Annotated in this window: 17 protein-coding genes; 8 read left to right on the top strand and 9 right to left on the bottom strand. The window is 61.5% G+C overall.

Features of this window, described 5'->3' with window-relative positions; translation table 11 throughout:
• Positions 1 to 176: 176 nt before the first annotated feature.
• Positions 177 to 623, bottom strand: coding sequence for a response regulator (locus tag CHB75_RS18005; RefSeq protein WP_176439193.1), 447 nt, complete (start codon positions 621 to 623; stop codon positions 177 to 179).
• 472 nt (positions 624 to 1,095) lie between these two features.
• Between CHB75_RS18005 and CHB75_RS18000 the strand changes: the two genes are divergently transcribed.
• The 4 genes from CHB75_RS18000 (at position 1,096) to CHB75_RS17985 (ending at position 5,037) form a co-directional block, all read left to right on the top strand.
• On the top strand, positions 1,096 to 2,157 hold the full coding sequence (locus tag CHB75_RS18000) for an extracellular solute-binding protein (RefSeq protein ID WP_089273051.1): 1,062 nt from the start codon (positions 1,096 to 1,098) through the stop codon (positions 2,155 to 2,157).
• Positions 2,158 to 2,228: 71 nt separating this feature from the next.
• On the top strand, positions 2,229 to 3,332 hold the full coding sequence (locus tag CHB75_RS17995; RefSeq protein WP_089273125.1) for an ABC transporter ATP-binding protein: 1,104 nt from the start codon (positions 2,229 to 2,231) through the stop codon (positions 3,330 to 3,332).
• Entirely contained in the window at positions 3,329 to 4,192 is an 864-nt protein-coding gene (locus tag CHB75_RS17990) for an ABC transporter permease (protein ID WP_089273049.1), read from the top strand. The genes CHB75_RS17995 and CHB75_RS17990 overlap by 4 nt, the downstream gene beginning before the upstream one ends.
• Complete coding sequence (locus CHB75_RS17985; protein WP_089273047.1) at positions 4,189 to 5,037, top strand: ABC transporter permease; 849 nt, start codon at positions 4,189 to 4,191, stop codon at positions 5,035 to 5,037. The genes CHB75_RS17990 and CHB75_RS17985 overlap by 4 nt, the downstream gene beginning before the upstream one ends.
• 80 nt (positions 5,038 to 5,117) lie before the next feature.
• Here CHB75_RS17985 and CHB75_RS17980 read toward each other — a convergent pair whose 3' ends face one another.
• The 7 genes from CHB75_RS17980 to CHB75_RS17950 all read right to left on the bottom strand — a co-directional run bounded on the left by CHB75_RS17980 (position 5,118) and on the right by CHB75_RS17950 (position 12,922).
• The gene (locus tag CHB75_RS17980) at positions 5,118 to 6,263 is read right to left on the bottom strand and encodes an iron-containing alcohol dehydrogenase (protein WP_089273045.1); all 1,146 of its coding nucleotides are present in this window, start codon (positions 6,261 to 6,263) and stop codon (positions 5,118 to 5,120) included.
• Positions 6,264 to 6,266: 3 nt separating this feature from the next.
• Entirely contained in the window at positions 6,267 to 7,640 is a 1,374-nt protein-coding gene (locus CHB75_RS17975) for an aldehyde dehydrogenase family protein (protein ID WP_089273043.1), read from the bottom strand.
• 4 nt (positions 7,641 to 7,644) lie between these two features.
• Positions 7,645 to 9,009 (bottom strand): glutamine synthetase family protein, encoded by a 1,365-nt coding sequence (locus tag CHB75_RS17970; protein WP_089273041.1) that lies wholly within the window; start codon positions 9,007 to 9,009, stop codon positions 7,645 to 7,647.
• Between the two features lie 173 nt (positions 9,010 to 9,182).
• Positions 9,183 to 10,220: a TRAP transporter substrate-binding protein gene (locus tag CHB75_RS17965; RefSeq protein ID WP_089273039.1), complete on the bottom strand. Its 1,038-nt coding sequence runs from the start codon at positions 10,218 to 10,220 to the stop codon at positions 9,183 to 9,185.
• A 44-nt stretch (positions 10,221 to 10,264) separates the two neighbouring features.
• Positions 10,265 to 11,593, bottom strand: coding sequence for a TRAP transporter large permease (locus CHB75_RS17960; RefSeq protein WP_089273037.1), 1,329 nt, complete (start codon positions 11,591 to 11,593; stop codon positions 10,265 to 10,267).
• Positions 11,593 to 12,162 carry a TRAP transporter small permease subunit gene (locus CHB75_RS17955; RefSeq protein WP_089273035.1) on the bottom strand — a complete coding sequence of 190 codons (570 nt, stop codon included), beginning with the start codon at positions 12,160 to 12,162 and terminating at the stop codon, positions 11,593 to 11,595. Before CHB75_RS17955 ends, CHB75_RS17960 begins: the two co-directional genes overlap by 1 nt.
• Positions 12,155 to 12,922 carry an N-formylglutamate amidohydrolase gene (locus CHB75_RS17950; protein ID WP_089273033.1) on the bottom strand — a complete coding sequence of 256 codons (768 nt, stop codon included), beginning with the start codon at positions 12,920 to 12,922 and terminating at the stop codon, positions 12,155 to 12,157. Before CHB75_RS17950 ends, CHB75_RS17955 begins: the two co-directional genes overlap by 8 nt.
• A 141-nt stretch (positions 12,923 to 13,063) precedes the next feature.
• Here CHB75_RS17950 and CHB75_RS17945 point away from each other — a divergent pair, with 141 nt between their 5' ends.
• The gene (locus tag CHB75_RS17945) at positions 13,064 to 13,936 is read left to right on the top strand and encodes a MurR/RpiR family transcriptional regulator (protein ID WP_089273031.1); all 873 of its coding nucleotides are present in this window, start codon (positions 13,064 to 13,066) and stop codon (positions 13,934 to 13,936) included.
• A gap of 126 nt (positions 13,937 to 14,062) precedes the next feature.
• On the opposite strand, the gene CHB75_RS17940 is transcribed toward CHB75_RS17945, so the two are convergent.
• Positions 14,063 to 15,400, bottom strand: coding sequence for a formimidoylglutamate deiminase (locus tag CHB75_RS17940; protein WP_089273029.1), 1,338 nt, complete (start codon positions 15,398 to 15,400; stop codon positions 14,063 to 14,065).
• Positions 15,401 to 15,494: 94 nt separating this feature from the next.
• On the opposite strand from CHB75_RS17940, the gene hutI reads away from it, so the two are divergent.
• The 3 genes from hutI to hutG are packed head-to-tail and all read left to right on the top strand — an operon-like array spanning position 15,495 to position 19,023.
• Entirely contained in the window at positions 15,495 to 16,682 is a 1,188-nt protein-coding gene (hutI, locus tag CHB75_RS17935) for an imidazolonepropionase (protein ID WP_089273027.1), read from the top strand.
• Entirely contained in the window at positions 16,682 to 18,229 is a 1,548-nt protein-coding gene (hutH, locus tag CHB75_RS17930) for a histidine ammonia-lyase (RefSeq protein WP_089273025.1), read from the top strand. Before hutI ends, hutH begins: the two co-directional genes overlap by 1 nt.
• On the top strand, positions 18,229 to 19,023 hold the full coding sequence (gene hutG, locus CHB75_RS17925; protein WP_089273023.1) for an N-formylglutamate deformylase: 795 nt from the start codon (positions 18,229 to 18,231) through the stop codon (positions 19,021 to 19,023). The genes hutH and hutG overlap by 1 nt, the downstream gene beginning before the upstream one ends.
• Positions 19,024 to 19,025 lie beyond the last annotated feature (2 nt).

Raw genomic sequence — 19,025 nt, 5'->3', positions numbered from 1 at the left:
TGAGATCTTTAACGGTTGGCTCCGTGCGCCCCCTGCGGGGCGCCAGCCAATCCAGCGGTCGGCAAATCCGTATCAGCTCGCTAGCGGCATAAACCGGGGCCATCTGTCAGATCCACGGACCACAACAGCTCTGCGCCCGCACATTCACGGATCACCAGAGCATACTCAGACAAATATTAGCGTAACATCAGATCCGACAGAGTCACGAGACTCCGATAGGCATCGAGAAACCGAAAAATCTGCAGGTTCTCCACGCCGCTTTCGGTCCTGAGGATGTAGCCGGCGACATTCAGGTCATAGGCCGCATTTATGTCCTTCTTTTCGGACGAAGTGGATAGAACGAAAATCACCGAGCGACGGAGTTTCGGATCACTGCGGATAGTGGTCAGAAAATCATAGCCGTTCACCTGTGGGCTGCTGAGGTCCAGCAGGATGATGAATTTCCCCGACAGTAGACCATGTTCCCGCTGGAGGTATTCAAGCGCCTCGGTCCCATCAACACACCGCTCCATCCGGCAGTCGATACCATTCTCCAAAAGGGTTTGGCACAGCGCGTTGGTATCGAAATCGTCATCGACCACCATCAGGATGTCCAGTCGGTCGGAACTGCGTCTGAAGGTCATTTTCATCCTGCCCCCCCCCTGGCCAGCAGATAGCGATGCAAGATGCCATCATCCGGGTTCGGTTTATAATTTGTTCCAGCCGCCCCCGCAGGGCAGGTCAGCCGTCTGTTGTTGTTCAATGTCAAAACGTCAGCCCATCCACCATCACGAGCAAAGATTTCCCCTTGGTCAGTCTGCAAGGTTCGACTGAAGGAAGTCCTAATCTCTCGGTATGACGTCTAGTAAAGCCGATCCAATTTGAATGGTCGGGCAATTTCCCGCCTGCCCGGCGCCGGTTTACAGGACTGATCGCGCCGCCCCACCCCTGCAAACGACCAAGGCCAGATCGGCAACACGCCTATGGTATTTGGCACGGCAATCACTAACATCGCCAAAGGTATCCGAAACCATGTCGCTGGCGGCATCGTGTTACTCAGCCTTTACACAGCTGGATCATAGGGCCTTACTGACTGTACTTTTTGGGAGAGACATCATGAAATCCAGATTCACCTTGGCGGCCACTGTCGCCGTTCTGGCGCTGAACGCCCCGGCCCATGCCGACACTCTTCGCCTGCTGACCTGGGGCGGTTACGCACCGGATGCGGTCATCGACCTGTTCGAGGCAGAGACCGGCCACACGGTCGAAGTGACATTATCAAACAACGAAGAAATGGTCGCAAAGCTGCGTGCAACCGGCGGCGGCGGCTTCGACCTTGCCCAACCCAGCCAGGACCGCATCGCCGGCCCGCAGGCCGAATTCGGCATCTACAAACCGATCGACATGTCCAAGATCGACACCGCGCTCTTCATCCCCTCGATGCTCGAAGCGACCAAAACCAACACCACCGTCGATGGTGCCGTTTATGCGGTTCCTGACGTCTGGGGCACCTCGGGCCTGATCGTGAATGCGGCCGAGGCCAGCAGCGTCGCCGACTACACCGACCTCTGCAACGCGGATCTGACCGGCAAGGTCACCTACCGGCTCAAGCGTCCGACGCTGATCGGTTTTGCATTTTCCATGGGGCTCGACCCCTTTGCCGCCTATGGCGACATTGCCGCCTATCAGGCAATCCTCGACCAGGTCGAAGCCAAGCTGATCGAATGCAAGCCGGTGGTAAAAACCTACTGGAGCGGCGGCGACGAGCTGATCAACCTCATGCGTTCGGGTGAAACCGTGGCCGCGATGGCCTGGGACACCGGTGGCTGGAAACTGAACACCGACAATGCTGACATCAACTTCGTCGCGCCCACCTCGGGTGCTCTTGGCTGGGTCGACACCTTTTCCCTGCCCGCTCAGGGCCGCGCGGATGATGCCGCCTATGCCTGGATCAACTTTGTGATGCAGCCCAAGATCGCTGCGATGATCACCGAAGAGGCCGGCAATTTCACAGCCTCCGCCGGGGCCGACGAATTCGTCAACGATGCTCTCAAGGCACAGTACCAAAACAGCTTTCCGCCCGCAGCCGTGGACAACATCCGCTGGTATCCCCCCGTCCCCGCCGAGATTGAGCGGATCGAGGGCGAGACTCTGGATCGCGTTCAGGCCGCGGGCTAAGGTCTGATACGATCTTTGGCGGCCCGGAGTCAGATCCGGGCCGCCGCTATTTTTCGAAGGAATACCCGATGATGACGGACACGCCCCCGGATCTTGAATGCCGCGGACTGGCAAAGCGGTTCGACAATGTCACGGCTGTCGACTCGGTGGATTTCTCAGTCCCCGCAGGCTCCTTCTTTTCCATCCTCGGGCCATCGGGCTGTGGCAAGACCACGATCATGCGGATGATCGCCGGGTTTCTGGAACCCTCCAGCGGCGACATTAGAATCAAGGGCCGATCTGTCCTTGGCGTGCCACCGAACAAGCGCCCGGTAAACATGGTGTTTCAGCACCTCGCCCTGTTCCCGATGATGAACGTTGCCGAAAACATCGGCTATGGCCTGCGCCGCCAAGGCGTTTCGAAATCCGAAATCATGCGCCGCACTGGCGAAGTTCTGGAACGCATCAGCCTGCCCGGCATCGGCGGGCGCAAGGTGTCAGAACTATCCGGCGGTCAGCGACAGCGCGTCGCCATTGCCCGCTGCATGGTACTGGAACCCGATGTTTTGCTGCTGGATGAACCGCTTGGCGCGCTTGACCTCAAACTTCGCGAAAAGATGAAGGTCGAACTCAAGGCGCTTCAGGCCGAATTCGACACCACATTTGTCTACATCACCCACGATCAGGGCGAAGCACTTGTCATGTCCGACAAGGTCGCCGTGATGAACGCCGGACGGTTCGAACAGGTCGGCCCGGCGCGCGAACTTTACTACAATCCCGCAACCGCATTTGTCGCGGGGTTTGTGGGCGATGCCAACCGTTGGAAGGGACGCGTGACCGCCGCGCATGGTGCCGATGTGACCGTCCTTTTGGACAGCGGCCTGACGCTCTGCGCCCGGGGCACCGGCCTTGCGCAGGGTGACAGGGTCGAGATTTTTGTCCGTCCCGAGGCGATCAGCATCGCGCATGATCCGCACGCCATGGGCGAGGATGCCAACCAGATTGCCGTGCAGGTCACGGCGATGCTGTTCAACGGCGCCAATTCGCGCGTTCTGGTGCGCGACCCGCAATCCGGGGCTGAAATCGACGTCGCCCTGCCCCAGTCCGCTGCCTTTGCCGGGCTGGACAAGGGCGACGCGGTCCATATCGGTTGGAATCGCGACCAATCCCTGTGTTTCGCGGATTCGGGCACATGACCCCGGGTCGGCTAAGCTTTTTCCTGCTGCTCGCACCCTTGGTGCTGTGGCTGGGACTTCTGATCGTGATCCCGCATATCGACATGGCGCTGGTGTCCCTGCGCGCCCGCGTGGCCCCGGGGGAATATACCCCCAGCCTGCAGAACTACGCCGATTTCTTTACGCAGCCCCTGTATCTGGTGACCTTTGCCCGCACCGCGATCATGTCCATTCTGGCGACGGCGATCACCCTGATCATCGGCTTTCCGATCAGCTATTACATCGCCAAGATCGCCAAGGGCCGCAGTCAGGCAAGTTTGTTCCTGATGTGCCTGATCCCTTTTTGGGTGTCCGAACTGGTGCGCACCTTCGGCTGGATCATCCTGCTGCGCGAAACCGGGGTTATCAGCGGGCTGCTGCAGTGGGCGGGCCTTGCCGATCAGCCGGTCGAGATGCTGTATAACGACTCTGCGATGATGCTGGGGCTGGTCTATACCTCGATGCTGTTCATGGTCGTGCCGCTGACAACGACGTTGGAAAGCCTTGACGACGCGGTGATCGAAGCGGGCTATGATCTGGGCGGCAACGGCTTTTCCGTGCTGCGCGAAATCGTCATCCCCCACGCCATGCCGGGGATCGTGTCCGGCTGCATCGTCGTTTTCATGCTGTCGCTTGGCAACTACCTCACCCCGACGATGCTGGGCGGCAAGGATTCGCTATGGTTCACGCAGCTGATCTATTCACAGTTCATCGTCCGCTTTAACTGGGAATTGGGCGCGGCCTTTGGCTTCTGCCTGCTCGGGGCAAGTTCGCTGATCGTCTGGGGGATGCTGCGGCTCACCGGTCAGACGCTCGAACGCACGATGGGAGAAGGGTCATGATCCCCTCGATCCCGCAACCGCGCGGTGTGCGCCTGATCTACAAGGCCTACGTCGTGGCGTTTTTCCTGTGGCTGGCGCTGCCGCTGGTCGCTGTGTCGGTCTTTGCCTTCAACGACAGCCAGTTTCCGTCCCTCCCGTGGGAGGGTTTCACCTGGGGCTGGTTCTTTGGCGATGCGCGCCCGCAGATCGGGCTGTTCCACGAACGCCGCATCCTGTCGTCCATCTGGACCTCGGTCTTTGTCGCCTTTTGGGTATCGCTTCTAGCGGTCACGGTGGGCACCACAAACGCCTTCCTGTTCAACCGCTACAGCTTTCGCGGACGCGGCTTTCTTTACGTGCTCATGCTGTTGCCGCTGGTGGTGCCCGGGATCGTTCTGGGCATTTCCATCCTGATATTCTCGAGCCGGGTTGCGGGAACGGTTCAGGACCTGAGCGGCCTTTACGTCGAGGCGCTGCGCCCCGGCCTGCCGCTGGTCATCGCGGGGCAATTTTCCTTTATCACCACGATCGCGACACTGGTGATTTCGGCCCGACTGATCAAATTCGACCGGTCCTTGGAAGAGGCCGCACTGAACCTTGGCGCATCGCCGCTGACGGCTGTACGCACGATCACGATCCCCTATCTGATGCCTGCCCTCGTCGGGGCATTCGTAGTGGCCTTTCTGATGAGCTTTGAGAATTTCAACACAACACTGATGCTGGTCGGTTCTGACGCGCCCCTGACGATCACCATGTTCGACCGCCTCAAGGAAGGCTCGACTCCGGTATTGAACGCGGTGTCGCTGCTGCTGATGGTCGGCTCGGGTGTCCTGGCTCTGGTGATGATCTCGTTCCAGCGGCGCTGACGACACAAAAGCGCCCGCCTCTGACGAGGCGGGCGCTTTTGTGCCATTATTCCGGGCTGGTGCCCATCACAGGCGCGGCTTCAGAAACAGGCCTTCAGCAGGGCCGTGGTGTTTTCCACCGTCATCTCTACCGGGTTGCCACCAACGCTCGGGTCCTGCAACGCCGAAGCCACCAGCGCGTCGATATCCGGATCCTTCACCCCAAGTTCAGTCAAGTTGGCCGGGATCTTCAGCCCGGCATTCAGCTCACCGACAAAGTCGTAAAAGCCCTGAAACCCGCCCTCGATCCCCAGATACCGCGCCGCCATCTCCAGACGATCCTCGACCGCAGGGCGGTTGAACAGCAGCACCGGCTGCATCACCACCGCATTGGTCGTGCCATGGTGCGTATGGTGCCATGCGCCGATGGGGTGGCTGATTGCGTGGATCGCGCCAAGCCCCTTCTGGAACGCGGTGGCACCCATGGCGGCGGCTGACATCATCTGACCGCGCGCCTCGATATCGGTGCCGTCGGCAAAGGCGCGTGGCAGGTAGTCCTTGACCAGCCGCATGCCTTCCAGCGCGATGCCCTGGCTCATCGGGTGGTAATGGGGCGAACAGTAGGCCTCAAGACAATGGGCAAAGGCATCCATGCCCGTTCCCGCAGTGATCATCGGCGGCATGCCGACAGTCAGTTCCGGGTCACAGATCACCACCTTGGGCAGGATCAGCGGGTGGAAGATGATTTTTTTCTCGTGCGTTTCGGAATTGGTGATCACGCTGGCGCGGCCCACTTCGGACCCCGTTCCTGCGGTGGTCGGCACGGCGACGATGGGGGCGATCACGGACGCATCGGCACGGGTCCACCAGTCACCGATGTCTTCGAAATCCCACAGGGGCCGCGTCTGCCCCGCCATAAACGCAACCATCTTGGCAAGGTCGAGCCCCGATCCGCCGCCAAAGGCGATGACCCCGTCATGCCCGCCATCGCGGTACACCTTAACCCCGGCGGCAACATTGTGTTCGGTCGGGTTGGGATCGACGTCAGAGAAAATCGCACGGCCCAGACCGGCCGCTGCGATCAGGTCGAGCGTCGATGCGGTGATCGGCAGGTTCGCCAGCCCCTTGTCAGTGACCAGCAGGGGTTTCTTGATACCCGCAGCGGCGCAGGCTTCGCCGATTTCGGCGATGCGCCCGGCACCAAAGCGGATGGCGGTGGGATAGGACCAGTTGGCTTTGAGCGACATGGGTCAGGCTTTCTTGAGGTGATAGGATTTCGGTCGGGTCAGCGCACGATAGCCGAGTTCGGACAGGCCCGCGCCACGCCCTGTCTGCTTGCAACCGGTCCAGCACAGCGCCGGGTCAAGGTAGTCCGCCCGGTTCATGAACACCGTGCCGGTTTCAAGCCGCGCGCCAATCGCCTCGGCCGCGACAGCGTCCTTGGTAAAGATCGCAGCAGTCAGGCCAAAGACGGAATCGTTCATCAGCGCGATCGCTTCTTCGTCGCCGCTCACCGGCATGATGCCGACGACCGGGCCAAAGCTTTCGTCGCGCATCACACGCATCTTGTGGGTCACGCCCGTCAACACCTGCGGGGTGAGGTAAGCGCCGCCATCATCTGCGGGCATCTTGGCGATATGCGCGGTCGCACCCATGGCCACGGCTTCGTCGATCTGCGCGCGAACCTCTTTGGCAAAGCGCACATTGGCCATCGGGCCAAGCGTCGTCGCCTGCTCCAGCGGGTTGCCCAGATTCAGCGCGTTGACCCAGGCCACGGCCTTTTCCACAAAGGCGTCATAAAGGCTTTCGTGGACATAAATCCGTTCGATCCCGCAGCAGCACTGACCGGCGTTGAACATCGCGCCGTCCATCAGGCTGTCGACTGCCCCGTCCACATCCGCATCCGCGCGGACATAGCCTGGGTCCTTGCCGCCAAGCTCGGTTGCGACGCCGGTAAACGTCCCCGCCGCCGCGCGTTCCATCGCCTGACCACCGCCGACCGAACCGGTGAAGTTGATGAAATCAAAGGCGTTGTAGGCGATCAACTGCGACGTGGTGTCGTGGTCCAGAACGATGTTCTGAAACACGTCCTTGGGCACCCCGGCCGCCGCGTAGGCATCGGCAAGGTGTTCGCCCACCAGTATGGTCTGCGAGGCATGTTTCAGGATCACCGTATTGCCCGCAATCAGCGCCGGCGCGATGGTGTTGTTGGCCGTCATGTAGGGATAGTTCCAGGGGGCCACGACAAAGACCAGACCATGCGGTTCAAAGGCGATCTTGCGCAGGGCCTTTTCGCTATCCTCGATAACCTTGGGTGCCAGCGACTCGACCGCGATCCGACCCATGTGGCTGGCGCGTTCCTTGAACCCGCCGAATTCACCGCCATAACGCACAGGCCGACCCATCTGGTGGGCCAGTTCAAGGGTCATACGGTCCTGGGACTGTTCGATCTGGTCGATGGCCCCCATCACGATATCGATACGCTCTTGCAGCGGCCGCGCGGCCCAAGCCTTTTGCGCGGCACGGGCACGGGCCACGGCGTCCAGCGCGGCCTCTTTGCTCAGGCATTCGCGGGTGGCGTAGACCGATCCGTCGATCGGCGAAATACAGGTGATTGTGGTCATGTTCTCAGGCCCTTTCAAAGCCGCGGGCGATTTCCCAGTCGGTCACCGCGCGGTCAAATTCTTCCTGCTCCCATTCTGCTGCCCGGGTGTAATGGTCAACCACATCGTCGCCCAAAGCGGCGCGCAGGAAGGCAGAGTTGCGCAAAGTGGCAGTCGCGGCCACCAGGTTTTGCGGGATATCCCCGGCCTTGGCGTCCTCATAGACGTCGCCGCGCGTCGGGGCGCTCAGCTCCATCTTGTCCTCGATCCCCTTGATCCCCGCAGCCAGCATCACGGCCTGCGCGAGGTAGGGATTAAGGTCGGACCCGCCGATGCGGCATTCGACACGAATACCCTTGGTCCCTGCCCCGCAAAGGCGGAAACCGGCGGTGCGGTTATCAACGGACCAAACGGTTTTCGTGGGCGCAAAGGTGCCCTTGGAAAAGCGTTTGTAGCTGTTGACATAGGGCGCAAGGAAATAGGTGTAGTCGGGCGCAAAGGCGATAAGGCCGGCCATGTAGTGTTTCATCACCGCCGACATGCCGAGTTCGTCGTGCTTGTCCATGAAAGCGGGCGTGCCGTACTGCCAGAGCGACTGGTGGACATGCGAGGACGAACCGACACGTTTGGCGTCCCACTTCGGCAGAAAGCTTGCCGCATGGCCGTGCTGCCAGGAGATTTCCTTGACCGCGTGTTTTGCGATGGTGTGGTGATCGGCGCAGTCGAGCGCTGCGGCATAGCGAATGTTCAGCTCTTCCTGACCGGCCTCTGCCTCGCCCTTGGAGTTTTCGATCGGGATGCCGGCGGCGTAAAGGTGATTGCGCACCGGGCGCATGATCATCTCTTCCTTGGTGGTCTGGAAGATGTGATAATCTTCGTTGTAGCCGCTGATCGGGGTCAGGTCGCGAAAGCCGCCCTTACGGATCTCGTCCAGGCTCTTCTCGAACAGGAAAAACTCCAACTCGGTCGCCATCATCGCGTCAAAGCCAAGCTCTGTCAGTCGGGCAATCTGCTTTTTCAGGATCGCGCGGGGGGAATGGGGCACCGGCAGGTGCTTGTGGTGATCCAGCACATCGCAAAGGACCATTGCCGTACCTTCGAGCCACGGAACCGGGCGGATGGTCGTCAGATCGGGTTTAAGAACATAGTCGCCGTACCCCTGCTGCCAGCTGGTCGAGGCAAAGCCTTCGGGTGTCGACATTTCAAGGTCAGTGGCGAAAAGGTAATTGCAGCAGTGTGTTTCTTCGTACGAGGATTCAATGAAGTTCGCGACGTGAAACCGTTTCCCCATCAGCCGGCCCTGCATATCGACCGCGCAGACCAGAACGGTGTCGATCGCGCCGCTGGCGGCTTGGGATTTCAGGTCGTCAAAGCTGAGGATGCCGGTCATGTCTGTCGTCCATTCAGTTGGTGGGCAGGGGCGATATTGTCCGCCTCTGCGTTGTTTAAACCTGGTGCGTCGCGCCCGCCATCCCTGTGGGCCGGAGGGCATCGCCGGTCAATGTGACAGACGATGCCCGGCCTCAAGACGCCTTAAGGCCGGGCAGGCGCTTTGCTTATGCGTCAGGCTTTGCCGTAACGATAGGGGCGGCCGGCTTTGACCATATCGGCGTTGTACTTCTTCAGGATCTCGACAACCTTGGCCTTTGTCGGGCTTTCGGCGGCGATCTCGTCCCAGAACTTGACGGCGGCATCTTCGACGGTCTGCCATTCTTCGTCCGGAATGGAGGTCAGTTCCATCTTGGTGCCATCAACGCGCAGCGACGCCTCGCCGCCCCAGTACCACCACTGACGATAGTAGTGCGACTGGTCCATGCAGACCTTGAGCAACTCCTGGAGGCGCGGCGACAGCTCGTCCCAACGCTCCATATTTGCAAAGAATGACCCCGCCCAGGCACCCGAGATGTTGTTGGTCAGGAAGTAGTTGGTCACATCCGCCCAGCCGACGGTGTAATCCTCGGTGATGCCGGACCATGCGATCCCGTCCAACTCGCCGGTCTGCACGGCAACTTCGATGTCTTCCCATGGCAGGTTCACCGGGATGACGCCGAACTGCGCCATGAAACGGCCCGCAGTCGGGAAGGTAAAGACGCGCTTGCCCTTGAGGTCAGCCAGGGAACGGATCGGTTCCTTGGTCGCGAAATGGCAGGGATCCCATGCACCGGCGCTGATGTGCTTGACGCCAACCTTGGAATATTCCTCGTCCCAGATCTCGTTCAGACCATACTGGTTGAACAGCACCGGCACATCGAGCGAGTAGCGCGAGGCAAACGGGAAATAGCCGCCAAAGACCGTGACATCGGTGGGTGACGCCATGGAATCGTCATCAGACTGCACCGCATCGATGGTGCCGCGCTGCATCGCCTGAAACAACTCGCCCGTCGGGACAAGCTGGTCGGCGTAATAAAGTTCGATCTGCATCTCGTCGCCGGCGATCATGTTGAAGCTGTCGATGGCGGGCTTGATGACATGCTCGGCCAGCGCGGCACCGGCATAGGTTTGCAGGCGCCATGTGATCTTGGACTGAGCGAGGGCCGGAGCGGCGAGGGCAGCAGCGGGGGCCGCGGCGGCCGTGGTCAGAAACTTGCGTCTTGTAGTCATGGAACTTCTCCTTTGTTGGGGAATGGCTACCTTGGCGGCGGCTCTTAGGGTTTGTTGTATACGTATTCGGGCAACCATGTGGCGATCCCGGGGAACATCATCACCAACACCAGCGCCAGAACCATCACCGCAACAAACGGCGTGATCGACGCATAGATGTCGCGCAGGGTAATCTCGGGCGGAGCCATGGCGCGCATAAGGAACAGGTTATAGCCAAACGGTGGCGTCATATAGGCGATCTGCGTGGTGATCGTATAAAGGATGCCATACCAGATCAGGTCAAAGCCAAGCTCCCCGACCAGCGGCACATAAAGCGGCGCAACGATGACCAGCATGGCCGTGTCGTCCAGAAACGTGCCCATCAGGATAAAGCTGAGCTGCATCAGGATCAGGATCATCCATGGCGACAGGTTCAGGCGGTCGGTAAACAGCCCCTCGATCGCCTTGACCGCGCCCAGCCCGTCAAACACCGCACCAAAGGCCAGCGCGGCCAGGATGATCCACATGAACATGCAGGTGATGCCCAGCGTGTTGCGCACCGAATTCTCGAACACCTCTTTGGTCATCCGCCCCTTCAGGACGGCCGCCAGAAACGCCGCCAGCGCGCCGATGGCCGAACTTTCGACAAGGCTTGTCCAGCCGTTCACGAAAGGCACCATCATCGTGGCAAAGATCACCAGCGGCAGGATACCGGCGCGCAGCAGGCGCAGCTTTTCGGCGCGGGGGATGTTGCGCTCTTCGGCAGGCAGCACGGGACCAAGAACCGGATTGATCCAGCAGCGGATCACGATATAGGCGATGAACATTGCGGCCATCATCAGGCCCGGCACGACCCCGGCCAGCCACAACTGCCCCACCGGCTGACGGGCGATCATCGCATAAAGCACCAGCACGACCGAGGGCGGCACAAGGATGCCCAAACTTGATCCCGCCTGAATCACCCCCGTGACCATCCGTTTGTCATAGCCACGCTTCAGCAGCTCCGGCAGCGCGATGGTCGACCCGATCGCCATGCCCGCCACCGACAGCCCGTTCATCGCCGAAATCAGCACCATCAACCCGATCGTCCCGATGGCAAGCCCGCCGCGCAGCCCCCCCATCCAGACGTGGAACATCTTGTAGAGGTCGTCGGCAATCTTGGATTCCGACAGCACGTAGCCCATGAAAATGAACATCGGCAGGGTCAGCAGCGGATACCATTTCATCAGCTTCATGGCGGCGGAAAACCCAAGGTCATAACCGCCCCGGTCGCCCCACAGGAACAGCGCCGCGATCACAGCGACAAAACCGATGGCGCCAAATACCCGCTGCCCGGTCAGCAGCATCAGCATCATCGTCGCGAACATAAGCGTGGCAATCAGGTCATAGGACATCAGATCGTCTCACCCTTCAGACGCAGAACGTCCTTTAACAACTCGGAAATGCATTGCATCAACATCAGAAAAATCCCCAGGATCATCACCGATTTGATCGGCCACAGCCAGGGCCGCCAGGCCGTTGGCGAGGTTTCCATCCGGCCCACGGATTCAGCCCCGGTGATCAGACCACCAAAGAACGAAAACGGCTCGGAGCCGTAATATCCCAGCGAATAGGCCGTCGATCCCACGGCGCCGTATAACAACACGCCAAGATAGAAGATCAGAAACAGGACGGTGATCAGATCCACCCAGGCCTTCTTGCGCAGCGACCATTCGCCATACAGCAGGTCCATCCGCACGTTCGACCCCAGCTGGATCGAATAAGGCCCGCCAAGGATGTAATAGGTCACCATCGCAAACTGCGCCATTTCCAGCGTCCAGAGCGACGGCATAAAAAACGTCTTGCTGACCGACGACCAGATCAGGATGCCCATCAGCACAAAGATCCCGTACATCACGATCCGCCCGATCCGGTGGTTCACCGCATCGACACCACGGATGAATCCATAGGCATATTTACGCATCCTGCCCCCTGCCTATCTGCGCCAGGGCCGCCGCCAGCCATGCAGACATCATCGCCGCCATGGTGTTTTGCTGCGCTTCGGTCGCAATCAGGTCGTTGCGGATTTCGATCATCACGTTCAGATGCCCGCCCGGCAGCGCATGTTCACGCAGGGTATGGGTGACGCGATCCTCGGGGCCGTAGGGGGCATTGCGTTCGGTTCTATGCGCCGTGTGGTCCCCCGCGACGGCCAACATTGCATCGGCAAGCCGCGCATCGCTGTCGTGCAGCACGCCAATCTCGACCGATCGGGGCTTGCCGTAATAGACCGGCGTAAAACTGTGGATGGTCACAAGGACCGGCGCCGGGTGCGCTGCGACCTCTGCTGCCAGCGCGGCGCGGAAGGGTTCGTAATAAAGCCGCACACGCTCGGCCCGGTCAGCATCGCTCAGGGCGGCGTTGCCGGGCACCACGATCACCTCGCTTTGCGCGGGCATCGCATCGGGGGCCTCGGGCGGGCGGTTACAATCATAGACCAGACGCGAGATTTCAGACGAGACAAGCGCCCCACCCAATTCGGCTGCCATTCCTTTGGCCACAGCGACTGCGCCCGGATCCCAGGCGGCGTGGCTCAGACGGTCAGCATCTGACAGGCCCAGAGCCTTCAATTCCGGCGGGATCATGGCGGACGCATGTTCGCAGACAAGCACCAGACCAGAGGCGCCGTGGCCGGGGCGCACGGTCACAACCGGTGACAAGTCTGGCGTTGCATTCAAAGGCATCTGATCCCCGTCCCCTCCATGTTGTGTCCATGGGTTGGTGCAGACACTCGGGTGAGCAAGGGATTCTGTCAATCACTTAATGTAATAAATCCCACATCTGATATAACGCTGTAACGAATATCATCAAAACAGGCGATTCCCTTGTCCCGGACTGACCTCACCATCGCAGAGCGTATCCAGTCTCAGCTCGACACGCTGACCCGTGCCGAAAGGCAGCTGGCCCATGCGATCCTTGAGAATTATCCGGCGAGCGGCCTTGGCCCCCTGTCGGCGCTGGCAAGGGATGCCGGGGTGTCGGGGCCGACGGTTCTGCGCATGGTTCAGAAACTGGGCTATTCAGGCTATCCCGATTTTCAGGCCGAATTGCGCGAAGAATTGCGCGCCAAGGTCAAGAGCCCCATCGCCAAGTATGACAACTGGGCCGAGGGCGCACCGTCTGGCCATATCCTGAACCGTTTTACCGAAGCCGTGATCGACAACATCCGCCATTCACTGGCCCAGATCGAACCCGAAGCCTTTGATGCCGCCTGTGCCCTGATCGCCGATCCCGACCGCAAGGTGCATATTGTCGGCGGGCGGATCACCCATACCTTGGCGGAATATCTCTATCTGCACATGCAGGTCATCCGGCCGGGGGTGACGCATATTCAATCGACCTCGAACACCTGGCCGCATGACCTTCTCGATGCCGGACCGGGCGATATATTCGTGATTTTCGACATGCGCCGGTACGAAAACAACACCCTGAAGCTGGCCGAAATGGCCGTTGCCCGGGGCGCGCAAATCATCCTGTTCACCGATCAATGGCGTTCGCCCATCCACGCGCTGGCCGGGATCTGCTTTTCCAGCCGCATCGTTGTGCCCTCGGCCTGGGATTCGCTCGCCACCCCTCAGCTACTGGTCGAAACGATGATTTCCGCCGTCCAGGGATTGTTATGGGAAGACACCCGCCGCCGCATGGAAACGCTGGAAGAGATGTTCGACCAGACCAAGCTGTTCCGGAAATTCACCTGACATAGACCCGCGCCACAGAGGGCAGTGCCCAACCGTGGCCGGGTCCGGCCCGGCGGTGCCAAACCGACTTGATTCCGGGCTGGACCTACTGCGGCACGGTTCACGCCCGCGCCTCTCATTCTGGACCTACTGTGCCAGAACCGCCCGCACCACCTGACCATACCGCTGCGCAATTGCATCCCGTGCCCTGTGCCGCCCATCCTGCACCAGATGCGCCCCCCGCACCCAGACGTCGCGCACCCGAATATCCCGGCCAAAAATCCAGCGATCAAGCGTCTGCGCCCCGCCAGTGCCCAAATCAAAAGGATCCTCCAACGCCACCAGATCCGCCGGGGCGCCCACGGCGATCACAGGCTCCGGCGCGCCAAGCGCCTGCGCGCCCCCTGCCAGAGCGGCGGTAAATAGCTGCTCGCCGGTTGACCCGGGCACGGGCGTCAACACGTTGCGCTCGCGCAAACTCAGGCGCTGTGAATACTCCAGCGCCTGCAACTCCCCCGCCAGCCCGATCTGCACATTGCTGTCGGTGCCAATCCCGAACCGCCCCCCGGCAGACAGGAAATCACGCCCGGCAAAGATGCCGTCGCCCAGATTGGCCTCAGTCACCGGACACAGCCCCGCGACCGCGCCGGATTTGGCCATGCGCGTGACCTCATCCTCGCTCAGATGGGTGGCGTGGATCAGGCACCAGTCGGGCGTGACCTCCATATGGTCAAACAACCAATCGACAGGGCGCGATCCGCTGAAGGCAAGGCAATCCTCGACCTCCTTTACCTGTTCCGCGATGTGGATATGCACTTTGCGGTCGGTCAGTGCAGCCGTCAGCGCCATCAGGTCCCCCTTGCTGGCCGCACGCAGGGAATGTGGCGCATAGCCGACCACATCCCCGGGCCGCGTCGCCATCGCATCGCAGCGGCGCACCAGATCGACAAAGCCATCCACCCCGTTCAGGAACCGCCTTTGCCCCTCAGTCGCAGGCTGCGGGCCAAATCCGCCACGGGCATAGAACACTGGCAGATGTGTCAGCGACAGACCCGTCGCATCGGCGGCGGCAAAGATCCGCGCCGACATCTCAGCCCGGTCGTCAAAGGGCCGCCCATCAGGCGCATGATGCAGATAGTGGAATTCGCCGACGCGGGTAAAACCGGCCTCAAGCATCTCGACATAAGCCATCTCGGCAATCGCCTGCGCCCCGTCGGGGTCAAGCTGGAGCGCAAAGCGATACATCATCTCGCGCCAGGTCCAGAAGCTGTCCCGCGCCGCGCCCCGCTGTTCGGTGAGCCCGGCAAAACCGCGCTGAAACGCGTGGCTGTGCAGATTGGCCATCCCCGGCACCACGGTTCCCGCATTGGCGGCAGCGCCCGGTCCTGCAGGTGCCACCGAAGCGATCAGACCATCCTGCACCGTGATGGCAACGCCTTCTGCCCACCCTTCGGGCAGCAGGGCCTGTTGAGCGATGATTTGCATGACAACTCTCCCGACCACTATGTTTTGCGCTATGCCGATGCCGCTTTAATATGTATATACTTAATATGGGCATAGGAAAAGGCGGAAGATTGGGATGTTGAGACTCTGGACCAATGCGCGGGTGATCACGGGGCAGAGTGAACAGATCCACCCGGAAACTGTGGATGCACTGTGTGACAACGGCCGGATTGTTCAGGTGGCGCCCGGTATTGACGCGCCCGGGGCCGAGGTTGTCGATTGCGGCGGCGCGTTGTTGACGCCTGCGCTGGTGGATTGTCACACACATCTGGTGTTTGGCGGCGACCGCGCGCGGGAATTCGAATTGCGCCTTGAGGGTGCCAGCTATGAACAGATCGCCCGCGAAGGCGGCGGGATTGCGTCGACCATGGCGGCGACCCGCGCGTTGACTGTGGAGGAGCTGGTAGAGACCGCCCTGCCCCGGCTTGACCACCTGCTGGCCGAAGGCGTCGGCACGGTCGAAATCAAATCGGGTTATGGTCTGGATATCGAGGCAGAGCTGAACATGCTGCGCGCGGCCCGCCGGTTAGGCCAGCTGAGGCCCCTGCGTGTTGTGACCACCTGGCTCGCGGCACACGCATTACCCCCCGCCTACAAGGGCCGCGCAGCGGCGTATATACAGGAGGTGGCGATCGCCGGCCTAGACCGCGCCCTGACCGAAGGGTTGGTCGATGCCGTGGACGGATTCTGCGAAGGCATCGCCTTTTCGGTGGATGAACTGGAGCCGCTTTTTGCACATGCCGCTGCTTTGGGTGTGCCGATCAAACTGCATGCGGAACAGCTTAGCCGGTCCGGCGGGACGCTTCTGGCAGCGAAATACGGCGCGCTGTCGGCGGACCACGTGGAATACGCAAATGCCGAGGATGCCGCCGCGATGGCCGCTGCCGGATCGGTCGCGGTTCTGCTGCCGGGGGCGTTCTATACCTTGCGCGAAACCCAGTCGCCCCCCGTCGCCGCCTTTCGCGCGGCGGGTGTGCCGATGGCGCTGGCAACCGACTGCAACCCGGGAACATCGCCCGTCACCTCAGTTTTGCTGACCATGAACATGGGGGCGACGTTGTTCCGTCTGACGGTGCCTGAATGCTTTGCCGCCGTCACACGTCACGGCGCGCAGGCCCTGGGCCTGCAAAATAAAACCGGGCGTATCGCGCCAGGGATGTCTGCGGACTTTGCGCTTTGGGACGTGGACAGCGTTGCCCTGCTGGTCAACCGCATCGGGTTCAACCCGCTGAAAGCCCGGGTCTTCAAAGGGGAATACGTCTGATGGCCGATACCTTGACATTGATCCCCGGCACGGTGGATCTGGCCACGCTGGCACAGATCTACTGGCATCGGACTCCGGTCACGCTGGATGCCTCTGCCCTGCCGGGGATCACCGCCGCCGCCGCCCGGGTGGCTGAGGTCGCGGCCGGTGATGAACCGGTCTACGGCATCAACACCGGCTTTGGTAAACTCGCATCAATGCGGATCGCGGCCAAGGATGTGACGACCCTGCAGCGCAACCTGATCCTGTCCCACTGCTGCGGCGTTGGCGAGCCGCTCGCGCCTGAGATCGTTCATCTGATCCTGACGCTAAAGCTGATGTCGCTTGGGCGCGGCGCGTCTGGCGTGCGTCCCGAACTGATCACCCTGCTCGAGGGAATGCTGGCGCGCAGTGTGCTGCCGGTGATTCCGGAAAAGGGATCGGTAGGCGCCTCGGGCGATCTGGCACCATTGGCGCATATGGCCGCCGTGATGATCGGCGAAGGCGAGGCTGATTTTGACGGCGACCGCCTGCCGGGGGCCGAGGCGCTGTCGCGCGCCGGGCTGGCCCCTGTGGTATTGACCGCCAAGGAAGGTCTGGCGCTGATCAACGGCACACAGGTGTCCACCGCGCTGGCGCTGGCCGGGCTGTTCCGTGCGATGCGGGCGTTGCAGACATCGATCGTCACGGGCGCGCTGACCACGGATGCGGCGATGGGATCCACGGCGCCCTTTGCCGAGGAAATCCAGACCCTGCGCGGCCAGCCCGGACAGATCGAAGTTGCCGCCTGCCTGCGTGCGCTGCTGGACGGGTCGGACATCCGCAACAGCCACGCAACGGGCGACGAACGGGTGCAAGACCCCTATTGCATCCGCTGCCATCCGCAGGTGGGCGGCGCCTGCCTTGACCTGCTGCGCCAATCCGCGACCACCCTGCGGATCGAGGCGAATGCCGCGACGGACAATCCGCTTGTCCTGTCGGACGGGTCCATTGTGTCTGGCGGGAACTTTCATGCAGAACCGGTGGCCTTTGCCGCCGACCAGATCGCACTGGCGGTGGCCGAAATCGGCGCGATTTCCCAGCGCCGTATCGCGCTTCTGGTGGACCCGACACTGAACTACGGGCTGCCCGCGTTCCTGTCGCCCGCGCCCGGGCTGAATTCGGGCCTGATGATCGCCGAGGTCACGACCGCCGCCCTGATGAGCGAAAACAAGCAGCTGGCCCATCCCGCCTCGGTCGATTCCACGCCGACCAGCGCCAGCCAGGAGGATCACGTCTCGATGGCCTGCCACGGCGCGCGGCGGCTGTTGCAGATGACGCAGAACCTGTTCTGGATTGTCGGGGTCGAGGCGATGACCGGCGCGCAGGGTATCGACATGCGCGCCCCGCTGGTCACATCCCCGGTTCTGCAATCCGTCATCGCCACACTTCGCCAGACCGTGCCTGCACTGGCCGAAGATCGTTACATGGCACCCGATCTTGACGCCGCCGGTGCGCTTGTCGCAAGCGGCGCGCTGGCGCAGGCCGCGTCAATATCGGGCGGCATTCCCCTACCGGAGGTTTTCTGATGCATCCCGTTACCGTCACCCGGGGCGACAGCCCGCTGGTTCTGGGCTTTCCCCATACCGGCACCTATGTGCCCGGCGATATCCGCGCCCGCCTGAACGGCGAAGGCCAGCTGCTGCGCGACACCGATTGGCATATCGATGCGCTCTACCGCGATCTGGTGCCGGGGGTGACCTGCGTTGCCGCGAATTTCCACCGCTACGTGATCGACGCCAACCGCGACCCCGGGGGCGCGAGCCTGTATCCCGGACAGACCACCACCGGGCTGATCCCGCAAAGCACCTTTGACAACGCTCCGATCTGGCGCGAGGGGCAAGAGCCGACCAAGGCTGATACTGCCGCACGCCTGACCGCCTGGCACCGCCCCTATCACGCAGCACTTGAGGCTGAACTGGCCCGGGTCCGCGCACGGCACGGCGTTGCCATCCTGTATGATTGTCATTCGATCCGCTCGGTCATCCCATGGCTGTTCGACGGCACCCTGCCCGATTTCAACATCGGCACGAACGAGGGGGCGACCTGTGCACCCGCTCTCTCCGACGCGGTCAGGGCGCGCTGCACCGGCTCGGGTCGCAGCACCGTTCTGAACGGGCGGTTCAAGGGTGGCTGGACCACGCGGCAGTATGGCACGCCCGACGCTGGCATCCACACGATCCAGATGGAGCTGGCACAGTCCAGCCATCTGGCGCGCGAAGAGCCGGATTTCGCACTGGACGCAGACAAGGCCGAAGCGCTGCGCGGCGTCCTGAAACACATTTTGCAGGATCTCATCGACCTTGCCCCCACGCTTGCCTGAAA

The organism is Puniceibacterium sediminis, from assembly GCF_900188035.1.
Lineage (GTDB): Bacteria > Pseudomonadota > Alphaproteobacteria > Rhodobacterales > Rhodobacteraceae > Puniceibacterium > Puniceibacterium sediminis.
This window is presented reverse-complemented; position numbering and strand designations above follow the sequence as displayed.

Excerpts from the sequence above, each read along its gene's own strand:
- CHB75_RS18005 (WP_176439193.1), bottom strand. The coding sequence starts at position 623 with ATGACCTTCAGACGCAGTTCCGACCGACTGGACATCCTGATGGTGGTC.
- CHB75_RS18000 (WP_089273051.1), top strand. The coding sequence starts at position 1,096 with ATGAAATCCAGATTCACCTTGGCGGCCACTGTCGCCGTTCTGGCGCTG.
- CHB75_RS17995 (WP_089273125.1), top strand. The coding sequence starts at position 2,229 with ATGACGGACACGCCCCCGGATCTTGAATGCCGCGGACTGGCAAAGCGG.
- CHB75_RS17990 (WP_089273049.1), top strand. The coding sequence starts at position 3,329 with ATGACCCCGGGTCGGCTAAGCTTTTTCCTGCTGCTCGCACCCTTGGTG.
- CHB75_RS17985 (WP_089273047.1), top strand. The coding sequence starts at position 4,189 with ATGATCCCCTCGATCCCGCAACCGCGCGGTGTGCGCCTGATCTACAAG.
- CHB75_RS17980 (WP_089273045.1), bottom strand. The coding sequence starts at position 6,263 with ATGTCGCTCAAAGCCAACTGGTCCTATCCCACCGCCATCCGCTTTGGT.
- CHB75_RS17975 (WP_089273043.1), bottom strand. The coding sequence starts at position 7,640 with ATGACCACAATCACCTGTATTTCGCCGATCGACGGATCGGTCTACGCC.
- CHB75_RS17970 (WP_089273041.1), bottom strand. The coding sequence starts at position 9,009 with ATGACCGGCATCCTCAGCTTTGACGACCTGAAATCCCAAGCCGCCAGC.
- CHB75_RS17965 (WP_089273039.1), bottom strand. The coding sequence starts at position 10,220 with ATGACTACAAGACGCAAGTTTCTGACCACGGCCGCCGCGGCCCCCGCT.
- CHB75_RS17960 (WP_089273037.1), bottom strand. The coding sequence starts at position 11,593 with ATGTCCTATGACCTGATTGCCACGCTTATGTTCGCGACGATGATGCTG.
- CHB75_RS17955 (WP_089273035.1), bottom strand. The coding sequence starts at position 12,162 with ATGCGTAAATATGCCTATGGATTCATCCGTGGTGTCGATGCGGTGAAC.
- CHB75_RS17950 (WP_089273033.1), bottom strand. The coding sequence starts at position 12,922 with ATGCCTTTGAATGCAACGCCAGACTTGTCACCGGTTGTGACCGTGCGC.
- CHB75_RS17940 (WP_089273029.1), bottom strand. The coding sequence starts at position 15,400 with ATGCAAATCATCGCTCAACAGGCCCTGCTGCCCGAAGGGTGGGCAGAA.
- hutI (WP_089273027.1), top strand. The coding sequence starts at position 15,495 with ATGTTGAGACTCTGGACCAATGCGCGGGTGATCACGGGGCAGAGTGAA.
- hutH (WP_089273025.1), top strand. The coding sequence starts at position 16,682 with ATGGCCGATACCTTGACATTGATCCCCGGCACGGTGGATCTGGCCACG.
- hutG (WP_089273023.1), top strand. The coding sequence starts at position 18,229 with ATGCATCCCGTTACCGTCACCCGGGGCGACAGCCCGCTGGTTCTGGGC.